Origin of the sequence: Enterobacter sp. D2 (assembly GCF_034427575.1) — a bacterium.
Classification (GTDB): domain Bacteria; phylum Pseudomonadota; class Gammaproteobacteria; order Enterobacterales; family Enterobacteriaceae; genus Enterobacter; species Enterobacter cloacae_M.
The window spans coordinates 1958458-1974125 of record NZ_JAXQPP010000001.1; the positions used below are offsets into that span (position 1 = coordinate 1958458).

12 protein-coding genes are annotated in these 15668 nt (G+C 47.5%); 8 read left to right on the plus strand and 4 right to left on the minus strand.

What is annotated here, in order from left to right:
- Window positions 1–4: 4 nt before the first annotated feature.
- The 4 genes from SPG90_RS09410 to SPG90_RS09425 are packed head-to-tail and all read right to left on the minus strand — an operon-like array spanning window position 5 to window position 6745.
- On the minus strand, window positions 5–760 hold the full coding sequence (locus SPG90_RS09410; RefSeq protein WP_262797814.1) for a M48 family metallopeptidase: 756 nt from the start codon (window positions 758–760) through the stop codon (window positions 5–7).
- The gene (locus tag SPG90_RS09415) at window positions 757–4041 is read right to left on the minus strand and encodes a type I restriction endonuclease subunit R (RefSeq protein WP_322408093.1); all 3285 of its coding nucleotides are present in this window, start codon (window positions 4039–4041) and stop codon (window positions 757–759) included. Before SPG90_RS09415 ends, SPG90_RS09410 begins: the two co-directional genes overlap by 4 nt.
- 21 nt (window positions 4042–4062) lie before the next feature.
- Window positions 4063–5232, minus strand: coding sequence for a restriction endonuclease subunit S (locus SPG90_RS09420; protein ID WP_322408094.1), 1170 nt, complete (start codon window positions 5230–5232; stop codon window positions 4063–4065).
- Window positions 5222–6745 (minus strand): type I restriction-modification system subunit M, encoded by a 1524-nt coding sequence (locus SPG90_RS09425; protein WP_322408095.1) that lies wholly within the window; start codon window positions 6743–6745, stop codon window positions 5222–5224. The genes SPG90_RS09420 and SPG90_RS09425 overlap by 11 nt, the downstream gene beginning before the upstream one ends.
- Window positions 6746–7075: 330 nt before the next feature.
- Between SPG90_RS09425 and SPG90_RS09430 the strand changes: the two genes are divergently transcribed.
- The 8 genes from SPG90_RS09430 (at window position 7076) to SPG90_RS09465 (ending at window position 15571) form a co-directional block, all read left to right on the plus strand.
- Complete coding sequence (locus SPG90_RS09430; RefSeq protein WP_322408096.1) at window positions 7076–8224, plus strand: hypothetical protein; 1149 nt, start codon at window positions 7076–7078, stop codon at window positions 8222–8224.
- Between the two features lie 149 nt (window positions 8225–8373).
- Complete coding sequence (locus SPG90_RS09435; RefSeq protein ID WP_322408097.1) at window positions 8374–9495, plus strand: site-specific integrase; 1122 nt, start codon at window positions 8374–8376, stop codon at window positions 9493–9495.
- Between the two features lie 121 nt (window positions 9496–9616).
- The gene (locus SPG90_RS09440; RefSeq protein WP_048206749.1) at window positions 9617–9805 is read left to right on the plus strand and encodes a helix-turn-helix transcriptional regulator; all 189 of its coding nucleotides are present in this window, start codon (window positions 9617–9619) and stop codon (window positions 9803–9805) included.
- A gap of 31 nt (window positions 9806–9836) precedes the next feature.
- Window positions 9837–10439 carry a hypothetical protein gene (locus tag SPG90_RS09445; RefSeq protein ID WP_322408098.1) on the plus strand — a complete coding sequence of 201 codons (603 nt, stop codon included), beginning with the start codon at window positions 9837–9839 and terminating at the stop codon, window positions 10437–10439.
- Window positions 10440–10500: 61 nt separating this feature from the next.
- Window positions 10501–13101: a hypothetical protein gene (locus SPG90_RS09450; protein WP_416208400.1), complete on the plus strand. Its 2601-nt coding sequence runs from the start codon at window positions 10501–10503 to the stop codon at window positions 13099–13101.
- 263 nt (window positions 13102–13364) lie between these two features.
- Complete coding sequence (locus tag SPG90_RS09455; protein WP_023314385.1) at window positions 13365–14291, plus strand: helix-turn-helix transcriptional regulator; 927 nt, start codon at window positions 13365–13367, stop codon at window positions 14289–14291.
- On the plus strand, window positions 14284–14691 hold the full coding sequence (locus SPG90_RS09460; RefSeq protein ID WP_021536926.1) for a hypothetical protein: 408 nt from the start codon (window positions 14284–14286) through the stop codon (window positions 14689–14691). Before SPG90_RS09455 ends, SPG90_RS09460 begins: the two co-directional genes overlap by 8 nt.
- On the plus strand, window positions 14684–15571 hold the full coding sequence (locus SPG90_RS09465; RefSeq protein WP_181595582.1) for a GTPase family protein: 888 nt from the start codon (window positions 14684–14686) through the stop codon (window positions 15569–15571). The genes SPG90_RS09460 and SPG90_RS09465 overlap by 8 nt, the downstream gene beginning before the upstream one ends.
- The last annotated feature ends 97 nt before the right edge of the window (window positions 15572–15668 follow it).

Consider the following 15668-nt stretch of genomic DNA (forward strand, 5'->3'; position numbering starts at 1 on the left):
CTTACTACATATCAGCCAACAACATCCCCGCCATTCCGTCGAGCCGTTTCTTGACCTTTTCCCACCCCGGCATAACCTGCCCCATCAAGCGGTAAAACTCCTCGCTGTGGTTGTGCTCAGCCACATGGCATAGCTCATGCAGCAAGACATAATCGATGCATTCTGAGGACGCTTTCACCAGCCATGGATTCAGGGTCAGACAGCCTTTTGCAGAACAGTTACCCCATTGCGTTTGCATCGCCCGCAGACGTATCGGCGGACGCTCACTGACCCAAAGGGTCTGGGGTATCAATAAATCAAGCCTGCGTTGAAAAACATCTCTGGCACGTTCCCGATACCATTCGGCCAGCAACGCTTTTACCTTTTCTGCCGATTTGTGTCTGACAGTCACTTCCAGACGCCCACGCAACATTTTCACTCGTTGCGGTACAGTAGCGTCTTCTGTCACTTTCAACTGATATTGCTTACCGAGATAATAATGGCTTTCTCCGCTGACATACTGACGCGGAACAATGTGTGTCTGTTGCTCCCTGAAATCACGCAGTTGCTGGTATATCCAGCGACTTCTTTTTTTCAGCGCAGACAACAGCTCGTGCTCCGGTGTTTCTGGAGGTACAGAGACAATAACCCGGCAGTCCGGATGCACCTTGATGAGCACCCTGCCCTTAACGACCTGACGCGAAACACACTGTACGACGATGACCTCATCACCATAGACAATGCGTAACGCTTTCATTGATGGCGATTCTTTTTCACTCATGATTTCATCAAACCAACGCGCAGTATCTGGATGATGGTTTCCACAATACGGTTAACCTGATTCATTCCGGCACCAATTTCCCGGCAGGCCGTAAACAGCAGTGGTAGCAGACTTGTCTTAACGACTTTCTCAATGTCCTGGGGGTTCAGGGAGTTTTCTGCCACCGCTTTGACGATAATGTTGTCCACTTCAAAAGCCAGCTTCGTCCACTTATCCTGCACCTGAACGTCGTTTACCGCAAAAACCTCAGGTAGCTCTTTTTTAAATACACCGTAATACGCCTGAGCATGCTTGTTTACCGCCAGTGCATCCGGGATATCGCTGAGCTTACGGGCTTCAACCTGTTCTTCAAATTCACGGAATAAGAGGTATTGTTTCAGTGGATGGTCGAACAGTTTTTCTGCTTCTTCGATAGCCATGCGCAGGAGTTTGGAAAATGCCTCCTGAGCGTACGGGTCATCACTCAGCTCCTGCTCAATCATCTTCGTCACACGGGTTTTAATGATGTCGGTTTCATTGCGGGTCTTATTGTTATCCCACTCTTCGGGCTTTTCGCTCTTGCCCATTTTACCGACTTCATACACGCCATCCGGTTCACGAACCTCAACGCCGGTGACATGCTTATCCAGTAGTTTTTTCACCTGCTCAGCGTAGTCGTCATAATTGACCTGCTCTCCACTGACCTGCATCGCCCACTGGCGCAGGCTGGACATCTGTTTTACGGTTTCTTTATAGAGATTTCGGTCTTGTTCCGTAAAGCTCTTGTCGGTGAAGAAGGTAGCGGACTGCAGTGCCACTTTCAGGCATCCGGCAAAGGCCGTTAACGCCTCGAAGAAATCATCACGGGTTTTCTGATGGATATCGACCATCTCTCCGTCACGTTCTTCCATTTTAGGCACCAGTACCGCACGTAACTGCTCAGTATCATTTTTGTTTTTAACACCGGCAAATATGGCCCACAGCTGGTTATACAGATGCGGTAGACGCTTGTATTCAGAGCTCATGGCGCTGTACAGCCCGTCAATATCTTTGATATCGTATCCGCCCTGAGTTCGGGAGGCGAGGTCCTGATATTTGCCGATAGTCGTGTCCAGCTCAGCCAGAATACCGCGATAATCAATCAGCAGACCGAACTTTTTTAGTGGATTCAGTCGGTTCACCCGCGCAATCGCCTGGATAAGGTTGTGGGACTTAAGCGGCTTGTCGATATACAGCACGGTATTCTTCGGCTCATCAAACCCGGTGAGCAGTTTATCAACGACTATCAGCAATTTGAGCTTCTCATCGGTATCGAAACGACTGATGACATTACGGGTATACACAGACTCATCCTGCGTGCCGACATTATCCTTCCACCATTTCGTCACTTCCGGCAGTTTGCTTTCATCCACTTCGGTATTCCCTTCCCGGGTATCCGGCGGGCTGATAACTACTGCTGACTCAAACAACCCGGCTTCATCAAGATACTTTTTATATTTGATGGCGGAAATCTTGCTGTCGCAGGCAAGCTGGCCTTTCAGCCCCTCATCAATATTCTTCGAGAAGTGTGTGGCGATATCGAGTGCGATCAGCCGGATGCGGTCATCTGCACTGTAAACCTCACCCTTTCGGGCATATTTACGCTTAAGGTCGGCTCTTTGCGCTTCGCTTAATCCATCGGTAATACGGTCAAACCAGGCATCTATTGCCCGGTCGTTTACCTCAAGATCAGGAATACGTTCCTCATAGAGCAGAGGCGTCACGGCCTGATCTTCTACCGCCCGCTGCATGGTATAAGCGTGGACAATCGGCCCGAATTTATTGGTGGTCTTATCTTCTTTCAGCAATGGCGTACCGGTAAACGCAACAAAGGCGGCGTTCGGCAGAGCCAGTTTCATACGAACATGGTTCTCACCCCCCTGGCTACGGTGTCCTTCATCAATCAGAACGATGATGTCGGGGCTGGTATTGACGCATTCAGGCAATTTTGTCGCTGAGTTAAATTTCTGGATAAGGGTGAAGATAATGCGTTCTTTACCAGAGCCAATCTGCTGTGCCAGTTTCTGGCCAGAGGTCGCCATTGCTTTGGCCTTATCATCCTTTCCGGCCAGTTCGCCACCAGAAGCGAAAGTGCCGCTGAGCTGCCCTTCAAGATCGACACGGTCCGTCACCACCACAATGCGACACTGCTTCAGGCTGTCATGAAGAATCAGCGCCTTACTGAGGAACACCATGGTGTACGATTTACCGGACCCCGTGGTATGCCAGATCACACCACCTTCTCTGCCCCCGTCCGGTCTGCGGGTGCTTATGCGTTCCAACAGCCTTTTAATCCCGAACACCTGCTGATAGCGGGCGACAATTTTCCCGGTCTTTTTATCAAACAGGGTGAAAAAGCGGGTCATCTCCAGCAGACGTTCCGGTGAAAGCAGGCTGATGAGCAGCTTATCCTGCCCGCTGACGGCCAGTTCACCAGCAGCTATTAACTGTTGGTACCAGTCGAGATCGGCTGAAGGACGATGATCAAACAACGCATGAATTTGTTCAGTCGATAACTTATGGTTGCGCAGCGCATACATCTGCGCGTAAGTAATATCTTCTTCGCGCCATGCCGCCCAGAATTTCATTGGTGTATGACAGGTACCGTAGCGCCCGTCATGCCCGTTAATCGACAGTAATATCTGGCTGTAAGCAAACAGCTGCGGGATTTCGTCGTTGAGCTGATTGCGGATACTCTGGGATATCCCTTCGTCAATGGTTGGCCCTTTCTTGCCGTGACCCGCCGGGCTTTTCGCTTCAATGACGGCCAGCGGGATACCATTCACAAAACAGACAATATCCGGTCTGCGGGTTTCGACGCCGCCTGACCGCAATACCGTAAACTCTTCAGTAAAATGGAACTGGTTATTTCCCGGGTGCTCCCAGTCAATCAGCGCAATCGTGGAGTTCACCTTTTTTCCATCGACAAACTCGGTAACCGCGATACCGTAGAGCAGATGGTTATACATCCGCTCATTCGCTTTCAGCAGTCCTTCATTCAGCGCCGGTGAACAGACTTGTGATATCAGGTTATCCAGTGCTTTTTCCGATAACTGGCAGGTTTTGCCACTCGCCATAAAGGAACGCTTCGACAACACCTCACGCAGAACCGGACGCAGTATTACTTCATCCTGTTTATAGCCCCGGTAATCCATAATCTGTTTCGGGGGTATAAACGTCCAACCTAGGCTGGACAGTAGCGTCAGCGCCGGGATTTTGGCGCTGTATTCTTCCTGGAATTTTGGCGTGTACGTCTGGTTCATTAGCTTTCCTTGTTCTTAGCGTTAAGCGCTCACGGCTTCTTCAGCGTCTACTTTGACACGCCGTTTTCCGGTCAGTAACTGCTGCATCAGCGCTTTTTTCTCGTCTTTGAGGCAGGCGAGTTTTTTCTCCAGGATGGAGATTTCAGCATCGGCAGCGGACAGGACGGAGGCGATTTTTTGTTGTTCTTCAATCTCTGGCGCTTCAAAAACCATTTTTTGAAACATTGGTAACCTTAAGGATTTTACCGTTGACCCTACTGCTTGACTAAGAAAGTAAGCCTTAAGATAATCGATCATATAGAACAGGAACTTCCCCGAATAACCATCAAAATCCATTATGGCGTAGGTTCGTTGATGAAGATCGAATTTACCAATGAAGTATTTTGGTACAAACCTCTGCCCCTCACCTGGAACTATAATTGCTTCAGAGTCAAATAGATAAATGCTGCTTGTTCTAATATCCTCAGAACGATCGAAGAAAGTATATTTTCCATCCAAAGTGGAATCCTGCCTATTAGAATTACCGGTTGTAATTTTGGCAATATCTCCCAGAGTAGTTTCTTCCCATTTTTTAGTAAATCTCCCCCCATTATCACGCATTAAACGTTTCTTCCCGGTAAGCAATTGCTGCATCAGGGCTTTTTTCTGCTGCTGACTGTTGGCGAGCAGCTTTTCCGTCACCGAAATCGCCTTATCCCAGGTTAACAGAATTTGAGATATTTTATCTTGTTCATAAATAGCAGGAGTTTTTATGTTTAACGCTCTAATATCAGAAAGGTTAATTCTAGAAAAGGTAGAACCACCTGCACTTTTTGCTATCTGTCGCTGGACTAAATCTGATTGTAATGTGTAGTAAATAAACCGCCAATCTGCATGGATTGGTTTAATTAAGACAGTGTCTTGCCCTAATACAAATGGCTTTTTGGAATCCACATAGCTAACAACACCGACAGACTGGTTACGACTCATAACCAAATCACCTTGTTCAACAACACAGTGATCCATCAGAGAGCGATATTCTTCTTCTGTAACTCTTTTTACAGGTGAAATCAGATCTAAGGCTCCCCATTTTATCGTCCCCGGTGAGACAAGTGGTATTCCCGATTTAACGTACTCAGGAGTCCTGTGTTTGCAATCGATTATCGACGCAACCGATGAGAGTTTCTGAGATGACCACCCCTTAGGAATCATAACCCAACTCCTTCAGATACCCCGCCATCTCCGTTTCCAGCTTCGCCAGTTCCGCCTTCAGTTGCTCGCGTTCGGCGCGTACGGCCAGCAAATCGACCTCGTCTTCTTCTTCAAAGGTATCGACATAGCGAGGGATGTTGAGATTGTAATCGTTGTCCTGAATCTCTTTCAGGCTGGCAAGATAGGCGTATTTCTCGACGTTATCGCCATCACGGTAGGTCTTGACGATTTTCTCAATATTTTCTTCGCTGAGCTGGTTCTGGTTTTTACCTGCCTTAAATTCGCGGCTGGCATCGATAAACAGCACCTTGTCATCCACTTTCTGTTTTTTGAAAATCAGAATCGCAGCAGGAATACCCGTACCGTAGAACAGTTTTTCAGGCAGGCCAATTACCGCATCGAGTAGGTTTTCATCAATCAGTTTCTGGCGAATTTTGCCTTCGCTGGAGCCACGGAACAGTACGCCGTGTGGTACCACTACCCCCATACGACCCGTTCCCGGTTTAAGGGTTTCTATCATATGCGAGATAAAGGCGTAATCGCCTTTAGTCTTCGGCGGCACACCGCGACGGAAACGACCAAACTTATCGTTCTCGGCCTCATCATGGCCCCACTTGTCCAGACTAAACGGCGGGTTAGCGGTCACGATATCAAACAGCATCAGGTCGCCATTTTTATCGAGCAGCTTCGGATTACGAATGGTATCGCCCCACTCGATTTTATGGTTGTCTTCGCCGTGAAGGAACATGTTCATTTTCGCCAACGACCATGTAGACCCAATCGCCTCCTGACCGAACAAGGCATAGTTACGACTATCATGCCCGGAGACAATTTTACGTCCGCACTTCATTAACAACGAACCAGAACCGCAGGCCGGGTCACTGATGGTGTCACCGGGTTGAGGATCAAGTAACTCAGCAATCAGGTCAGAAACTTCCGGCGGGGTATAGAACTCCCCGGCTTTCTGCCCACCGCTGGCGGCAAAGTTTTTGATCAGGTATTCGTAAGCATTACCGATAACGTCCAGCGTACCGACACGACTCGGCTTCAGGTTGAGATCTTCACCGGCGAAGTCTTCCAGTAGCTGACGCAGGATTGTGTTTTTCTGTTTTTCTTCGCCAAGACGATCGGTGTTAAACGAAATATCCTGGAACACGCTTTTCCCGGCATCTTTCAGTTTGGTTCCGTTAGCTTCTTCGATTGCATGCAGAGCCTGATCGATACGCTCACCGTTACCCGGCTCATGGCGACGTTCGTACAGCGCATAAAAGCTGGCATTTTTTGGCAATTCAAAACGCTCGTTAGCCATCATCGCTTCAATTAGTTCCGGCGCATCGCCATACTGTTCTTTGTATTCGTCATAGTGATCCTGCCAGACATCTGAAATGTACTTAAGAAACAGCATGGTAAGGATAAAGTCTTTATAGGCATCAGCACTGATGGTGCCACGGAACGTATCACACGCGGCCCACAGGGCTTTGTTGATCGTGTCCTGACTGATTTTGTCGTTCATGAATCATCCTGGTATGAAGAAAAGCTGGCGATGCAGGGCTTAGCATCGTAAAAAACTGCGTTAAATGATACCTCAAGACACGCCCCTGAACACACCAGAATCGCAGTATCTTGAAGGGAATTGTCCACTTGATACCGACAGATGACTTACGGTGCCCTCATGTTTACAAGTTAATAAATTCTAATAATATTAGCATGATAGACAAGATTTGAGCTATGGTGTAAAACTGCCGTTGGGGTAAATAGCCTACTCATGCTCTTGTAATCACAGCACCACCTTGCACACATCCATCAGTAAAAGGGTATCTAACCTGAATAACAGAGGCACATTATGTTTGAAGACTATCTTGAACACCCCGACCGGCATCCTAAAAATGCTCAGCTCCTCGCTAAATATCAAAATGATATTGATAAATTATCCGAAATTTTTACTGAGGATGATTTACTACATCTGATGACACAGGAACAACCGGATGGCATCCGTAAGATGCGTCCCTCATTAGCATCTATCGAGATATTCGCAATATCCGCATCAATGTCCAATCAGATTAATTTTTTTCAGAATACCGATTATCTTGAGAAATGGTGCGCACTACAATGTAAGGAATTCGAAGTGCTGGCTATTAATATCTACGGTCGTACATCGATTAAACAAAATAAAATACCAGATAAAACACTAAAGGAAATTGATGTATTTCTGGAGATATTGCTGGATAAGGCATCAAAAGACTCGACATATCCGTTTTCCACATTTCTAACCACCCTCAATACTCTTGTGGATGAAAAAACATATCAAAATAGTGAACTCGTCCATTGTGATGGAAAGGCTTCAGTGCTCAGCCATAACAGCACCCTCAAGGATACATGTGAAAATATCACTAAATATATCACCTCGTCAGATTTCATGAATTCTCTCCCGAAAGTTTCAAACCTGGCCCCCAGGGATACTGCCCTCCTTTTCTTTGCACGATTTTGTGATGAGTTTTATTTCACTTTCCTATTTAAAACAATAGACCTAATGAAAAATGATGGACTTATCAAAAATAACTATCTCAACCACCCTAACATGATTCAATTGATTACTCTTGCAATGATACCCTGTGAGGTTATGCGACCTGTTATTAATGAAAAGGGCTATACAGCCACTTTAACCAGCCCTGATAAGTTCGTTTTTAATGAAACCATTCCCCGAAACAAAGAAAACCTGACAGGGATCCAAAAAAACATAAACCAGATCTTATACAAAACCTATATTTACATTGCACTGCTTATCTTCCCAGAATGGAAACCCACAGCCAAAGAAATCATCCTTTTTCTTGAAGGAAAGAGCCTCGCTGTTAAAAAAAATGGCCCAACTATTAAAGGATTATTGGACTTAAAATCGACAGCGCTTGGACTACCTTCAAAGATTAACGATGTAGGTCGTCTCAGCAAAGAGGAATATGTCACCCGATTACTATCACTTGCTCAGACTAAATGAACTCATAGCGTCACGGCCCGCAGAGAAAGGCCATCTGTAGATAAAAAAACACAGTTCTAAATTGAAATGATGAACTGTGAAAACGACAACTCGCAATTATCTCACCTGACATCGTATTTTTCCTGGCACACATTCACAGGAGAACTACGATGTCCATTATTAATCTGCGTTTCAGCACTAAATCACTTCAACAACTGCCACATCCGAAGACAGGTTGTCAGGAATACCGTGATATTCACTGCCCCCATCTGCGGGCACTTGTTTATCAAAAAAGTATCACTCTGGCATTTCGGGCGACCATCAACAATCAACGTATTTATGAAACACTGGGCACTTTTCCACTCATCGGTGTAGAAGATGCCCGCCTGCATACTATGACTCTACTCGGTCGCATAAAGCGCCTTGCCATACAGTCCCGCCGTTATACCGTTGAACAGGCTATCAACGACTTATGGCTTCCTGATATGCAGCTATATAAGAAAAGCCCTCAGTCTGAACTGTCGAAGCTCAATCGTTACATCCTTCCCTTCTGGGGACAGCGTCGCCTGCGTGATATTACTGCCGGTGAAATCGAAAAATTCGCGGCTGACCTGCGTTCAACATTACGTCCGGCAACCATAAACCGCCTCCTGGCACTGCTCTCTAAGATATGCTCTCTGGCTGTACGTGCTGAATGGATAAATCATTCTCCGATGACCCACGTTCGTTATCTGAAAGAGAACAACGTCCGGTATCGCACCCTCTCTGCCACTGAAATCCCATTATTTATTGCTGCCGCTGAAGCACTGAATACGCCCGCTGCTGATGCCATATTGCTCGCACTTTATACCGGCATGCGCATTGGCGAAGTTTGTACCCTGAAATGGGATTACTGGCATCCTGATGCACAGCAGTTACTTCTCCCGGATACGAAATCAGGGCACCCATTCACCTGCCCGCTTGCAAAGCCCGCAGTGTCCATTATTCAGCGACAGGAACAACTGGCACTCAGTACGAGCTGGATTTTCCCTCGCCTTACTGACGCCACTCGTCAGTTGAGCTATCCGCGTGAAACCTTTGCCCGTATCTGTCGGGATGCCGGTATAGCAAACCTGCGAATGCACGACCTTCGCCGGACGTTTGCAACCCGCGTGCTACAGGCAACCAGCGATATCGCCATGGCCTCCCGGTTACTGAATCACCATTCACTCACTGCCACCCGCCGCTATGCCTTTCATAATACAGCGGACGCTCAGGCGGTAGTGTCACAAGTGGTTGATACATTTAAATAAAAAATCTGACGGCATGAGCTGTGAGTTTTATGCCGTGTCATCACACTGCGCCGCTCGTATGGTTAGAGCACACCACTGACTGACAGAACCTTAACTATTTTTTGCTCAGAGGAGCCCCGTTATGTACATCACCAGTAAACAGCTTGCTCTCCGCTGGGGCATTTCACCCAGCACGATTGCCAGCGATATCACCCGAAATCCGGCGAAACTCCCTCCGTTTATCAGGCTGGGCCGTGCTATTCGATTTCCAGTATCTGAGGTGGAGGCCTGGGAACGGCAGCAACTCACGAACATCCAAATTTCACGTTAATAACATTACTTCCTGATAAGGCGAAAAAATTATGACAACCTCAACAACACTCAGCACTGATTACCTGGTGAACTCAAGCGATAAGATCATCCCTGTCTCTGATGTCAGTGGCATCGGTATCGTTGAAAACCGCCTGTACTTTATTGGCCGGGCAAGCCGCGCACTGCACATTGAGCATTTTGATTCGGACGAGGCTGCGAAAGCCGCATTTACCGTCTATGCCAGCATTTTCAAAAGCGGTCTGTCTGACGAGGCTATTTACGAAGGTAATCACTGCATTGCCCGACTGAGATTCGTATACGGCATCAGCCTGTTTCAGAAAGACGAGCAGGCTATCCTGATGCTGATTAACCGCTATGGCGGCACCCTCGTCAGCGAATCAGCCAAATCTGACACTCTTGATGATGCATTTCAGGAACTGACTACCGCTCTTGGCGGTCGCGAATTTGAAGCAATGCGCTTCCGTTGGTTACATGCAAATTGCCTTATCTCCTCACGACTCCTGCCGATGGTAGAAAAGACCCCGAATGGCGTGGTTATTAAAGTAAGCGATAAGTTTGTTTCGTTCGTCGCGACCAATGACGATGAACACAAAGAGCAACTTTTTGCTGAGATTCGTACAGCTCTCATCTGATTTCCCTCCTGAATTCACGGTGCCTGTAGTGGCACCGCTCACCTGAATAAGAGAAACACCAATGATTGACATGAATGCACTGCTCGCGAATGCGGCGGGTGTGACGCAACCTGTCGCCCACACCGCTAAAACGCTTGATAACTTTCCGTTAATACCGCAAAAATCAAAAAAACGGCTGGACGTCAGTAGCCAGTTACATCTTGATATCGGCTTTGACACTGAATACGTCTATAACCCTGCAACAAAACAAAACGACATTCTGTCTTATCAGAGCTATGTCGTGCTGCCTGATAGAACGGGTGTTCCCGGAATCCTGTACCCCGCCAGCGCCCACAAAAAAGATCGCCTGTCGCTGAAAAACTTTCTCGCGAAAACCCTGACGCCGCTATTGAAGAATGAGCAGATTAACGAATGGCCGGGTTCGATTACGCTGTATGCTCATTTCCTGCGGGCTGATGTTGCCTCGTTTTCCGATTTCTGGAGCGATCACAAAATACTGCTGAAAGGAATTCGCAGCACTGTCAGCAGTTTTAAAAACCGTTACGGCATAGATTTTGATGAAGTCGAAAATCGTCGTGAAAAAAATAGCCTCATCACGTTTGATAAACGGACCAGCCCGCCCCATTGCAGCAATGTGACGTTCACCGATACGTTGTTGATCACTCCGGGTGGGATGGGGCTGGCGGAATGTGGCCAATTACTTGGCCTGCCAAAACTAACTATTCCAGCCCCTTATTCAATCAGCGATATGCGCCAGTATTTAAAAGGCGATCGACGCGGTTTCGAAGCTTATGCAGTTCGTGATGCCGAAATTGCCGTGCGCTATGCCTTACAGGTGAAATCGTTCTGCACTGAAAGTCTGATGATTGAGCGAGTCCCCACCACGATTGGTGCGATGGCTGTTTCCCGGTTTCTCAAGACCATTAAGGAAAGCGGCCAGTCTCCTGAAGTCTGTATGGGTACCCGGACAATATCGCAACAGTGCTGGAATCCGGATACTCATGGATTCAGAACGTTAAAATCGACGCAGAGTATACCCGCAAGGGAACTCTATGAGACGTTCGCCATAAACTGCTATCACGGCGGTCGAAATGAGTGCTTTATGATGGGCATCACCCCTGAAAGCCAATGGTATGACTACGATTTGGCAGGCGCATACACCACAGGCCTGTTAGATGTTTTGCAACCCGATTATGACAATCTTTATACGAGCCAAAATCCTGAGGAATTTTGCGGACATACCATGGGATTTGCGCTGGTCAGTTTTCGATTCCCCGACACAGTACGTTACCCCTGTCTGCCTGTCAGAACAGACCAGTATGGGTTGTTTTTTCCCTTGACGGGTGAGTCATGGGCGACCGCCCCGGAAATAGCCCTCGCACTGTCTCTGGGTGCGGAAATAACTATTCAGCACGGTATTATAATCCCATGGCGTCAGTATAAATCTGATAATGCCTCGTCCCCGACAAAACCAGCAAGCTCCGTGTTTTTACCCTTTGTGCAACAGGTACGCGAAAATCGTAATCGCCATGATAAAGGGTCTCTGGAGGAAAAATTCTGGAAAGAGATCGGAAATTCACTGTATGGAAAACTCGCTCAGGGTCTTCACGCAAAGACTGCATTTGATACCGCCCGTGGGCTGAACAGCCCTCTGCCGCCTTCGTCAGTCACCCAGCCATTTTTTGCTGCACATGTCACGGGATTTGTCCGCGCGGTGGTGGGCGAGTTGATGAATGCACTTCCGCCGAATGCAATAGTGGTCAGTGTGACTACAGATGGTTTTCTGACAGATGTCTCTCTCGAGAATATCGATATGTCTGGTCCGCTATCTTCACGTTTTCAGGCGTTATGCGACATTGCGGATCCGGGCTCGTCTATGCTGACCTGTAAACATCAGGTCCGACAACTGGTCGCCATGAAAACCCGGGGGCAGTTGACCTATAAGGAATCAGAAGGCTTCCCAATCGTCCACGCACGTGCAGGCGTGAAACCCCCTGCTGATATTCCACGCGACGGCTATAACCGTTATATGGTAGATCTCTATATGAACAGGGCTCCGGGTCAGAAACTTCGCAGGGGGTCACTCATTTCAACCCGTGATATGTGGTTGAATGAAAGCGATCTGGTCGCTGTTGAGTCCGAGATCAGGTTAAACCTGGAATTCGACTTCAAACGCCAATTGATAACACCCACGATGAATGAAGGGCATTTGTTAATGCATTCCCGTCCGTGGGATGATATGTCACAGGCACTTAAGCAACGCCAGCTTTTCGATGACTGGCGGCAGACACATGCTTTGAAAGATGAAGCCGACTGGGAAGACTGGTGTGATTTTCTCTATTGCAGAAACGTTTTTACCCCTCTGAAACTGAAAGTAGGACAAAATCGAAGCGATGACGTCCTTGTTCGCCTTTTCCTGCGGGCCCTGGCTCAACATCAATGGGGGCTCACGCTGGACGACAGAAAGCGACAAACCAGTGTAGAGATAGCTGCATGGCTGGTCGAAGCAGGCTACTCTGTGACATCCAGTGATGTTAAAAATGCAGGTCGGGCTAAGCTCCCACCCATTATCTTTGGTTCTCTGACTTCCCGAATGGCTCACCTGATGGACCATATAACGCTGAAATATCCTGGCTTCGCATTGCCCTCGGTAGTTTTGTAAATCCTTCACGCTGAATACCTGTTTGCTAAGCCCACGCTCCCTGTCGTGGGCGTTACTGTTTGGTAGATAATGAAGCACCGGTAATAAAGCTGCTTCCCGCAACCACCGCAATATGGACAGCATGAGTCCACAAAAAACATGATGAAAATATATCACTGAATTTTATGGTTTTTATTTTTTAGAAATCCTGCTTCAGCCTGGACTCATCCTGTCCACCACCCTGCTGAAAATATCCTTCCAGCTTCAATAAATTGGATGCCTGAATGGATAAGCATGACAAACTTGGGTATCGCCTTGGATTGATACTGACTCGCCTTAACAACGGTGAATCGGTCACGGTGAGTGGGCTCGCTGAAGAGTTTAATGTCTGTGATAAGACCATCCGGCGTGACCTTACGCAGCGGCTGGCTTATCTCAACCTTCTTCGCAGTGGTAAGAAATATCACCTTCCCGTTGGCGTTCTGGGACAGCGCAGCAATACGGACTTGCGCCGCTTTACGCGTATTCTGGGTATTGAAGGGTTATTTCCACGCTGGGATGACCGCCTGTTAGGCATATTGCTGGGCAATGCCGAAAATAATCCGTTTCTGATCAAACAGCGTCCCTACGAAAATTGTGGGGTTTTTATGTCTACGTTGAATACATTGTCAGACGCGATTCGCGGCAGCAAAAAAATAAGCTTTATGTATAAAGCGAAAAGTTACAGCGCCATTGAACCCTATCGTCTCGTCAGTGACAGAGGGATCTGGTATCTCGCTGCCATTGAGGGAGGAGTGCTGAAAAGTTTCGTTATTTCAGCGATGAAACAGGTTCTCCCCAGTAACATGTCATTTGCCATGTCGCCGGAAATTCATCTGCAAATCGAGAATGCGGAAAGTATCTGGTATGGCGCAGAGCTTACTGAAGTACTGATGTCAGTTTCTGCACGTGTAGCCCCGTGGTTCTTGCGCCGCGCGCTGTTGCCGGGTCAGGAAATTATTCACACTTCCGCAAGCGGTGATTTGCTCGTGATTTCACGGGTGGCTCACTTCGGCCAAATTATCCCTCTCATCAAATACTGGATGCCCGAGGTTGAAGTTCTAAAACCAGCATCGATTCGTAATCAGGTTACGCAAGACATACGCCTTGCCCTGAAACGATACGAGCAGAATGAAAGTACGGAATCAACCGGAGATACCTCTAATGAATAAAGATGAAAAAGCGCTCGAGAATTTTTTCGAAAACATAGCAACGGACTTACTCAGCGGTCTTCTTGACGCCAACGATAATGAACAGAATGCGCATCTTAAAGCCTGGCTTGACGCGCCATTCAATGTAGTTCCCGAAAACCTACTCAGGCATGCCGAGATGATTTGCAATCACTTCAGTGCTGGTGAAAACGGTCATTTGTTAATGCACGGTATTGATGATCAACTGGCCGCAATGAACCTTTCCCGCAAGGAACGCTTCAGCCCTATGAAAAAAGGGATCGTCGGTTACGCGGCACCCCGTGATCTGGAAAAAGTGAATGCCTTGCTAAAAGTAATTATTTCTTATTACGAGTGTGCGTTAATTAAAGCGAGAATGGAGAATGGTGCTCAAGATGAATAATACAGAAACTAAAAATCGAAATCCTGTGAAGGATGCTCTTGAAATATTACCTGAAAATATCAGGGACAGTATTGCCCGACGCATCAATGACGTTATCAGTTATGAGCCGGTCATTGGCATTATGGGAAAGACCGGAGCCGGGAAGTCCAGCTTATGTAATGCGATTTTTAAGGGTGATATTTGTGCAGTCAGCGATGTGGCCGCCTGTACCCGTGAAACGCAGGAAATGCGCATCCAGTTTGGCAAACGCTCAGTGCGGTTGATTGATATTCCGGGTGTGGGCGAAAATGCTGAGCGTGACGCTGAATATGAACAACTTTATCGTGATCTGTTACCACAGCTGGATCTGGTTCTCTGGGTGATTAAAGGCGATGATCGCGCCTTTTCTGCGGATGAACATTTCTACAAAAATGTGCTGGCCCCTGCTGGCGGTGAGGCTAAAACACTGTTTGTGCTTAATCAGGTCGACAAAATTGAGCCATTCCGTGAGTGGGATGTTGTCAACGCCCGGCCTTCTCCATCCCAGATGCAAAATATCCTCGATAAAGAAGCATATATCACACAGCGATTTGGGTTTACTGACCATCCGGTGATCGCTGTCGCCGCCAGTGAGGGATACAATGTGACCCATTTGGTGGAGGCAATGGTTCGTGCGCTCCCAAAGCACGCTCAAAGCGGCGTCGCTTCTCAGGTGAGAGACGAGCACAAAACCCGTACAGTTACAGAAGAGGCAACGGAAGGATTTGGTGATACCGTTGATCGCGTTCTTGATGATATTATTGATAATACCCTGCCAGCGCCTTTGCGCGTGGTGGTGAAAGCTGCCAAAAAAGCTGTAGTCAGTGGATTGAAAAAAGCCTGGAACTGGATCTTTGACTAACATCGCTAAAAAAAGTAACGGGAGCAGCTGCTCCCGAATTGTTTACACCTCGTTATTCATCAGAATTTTACAATCCCTGCTTTAATTGCAAGACGGA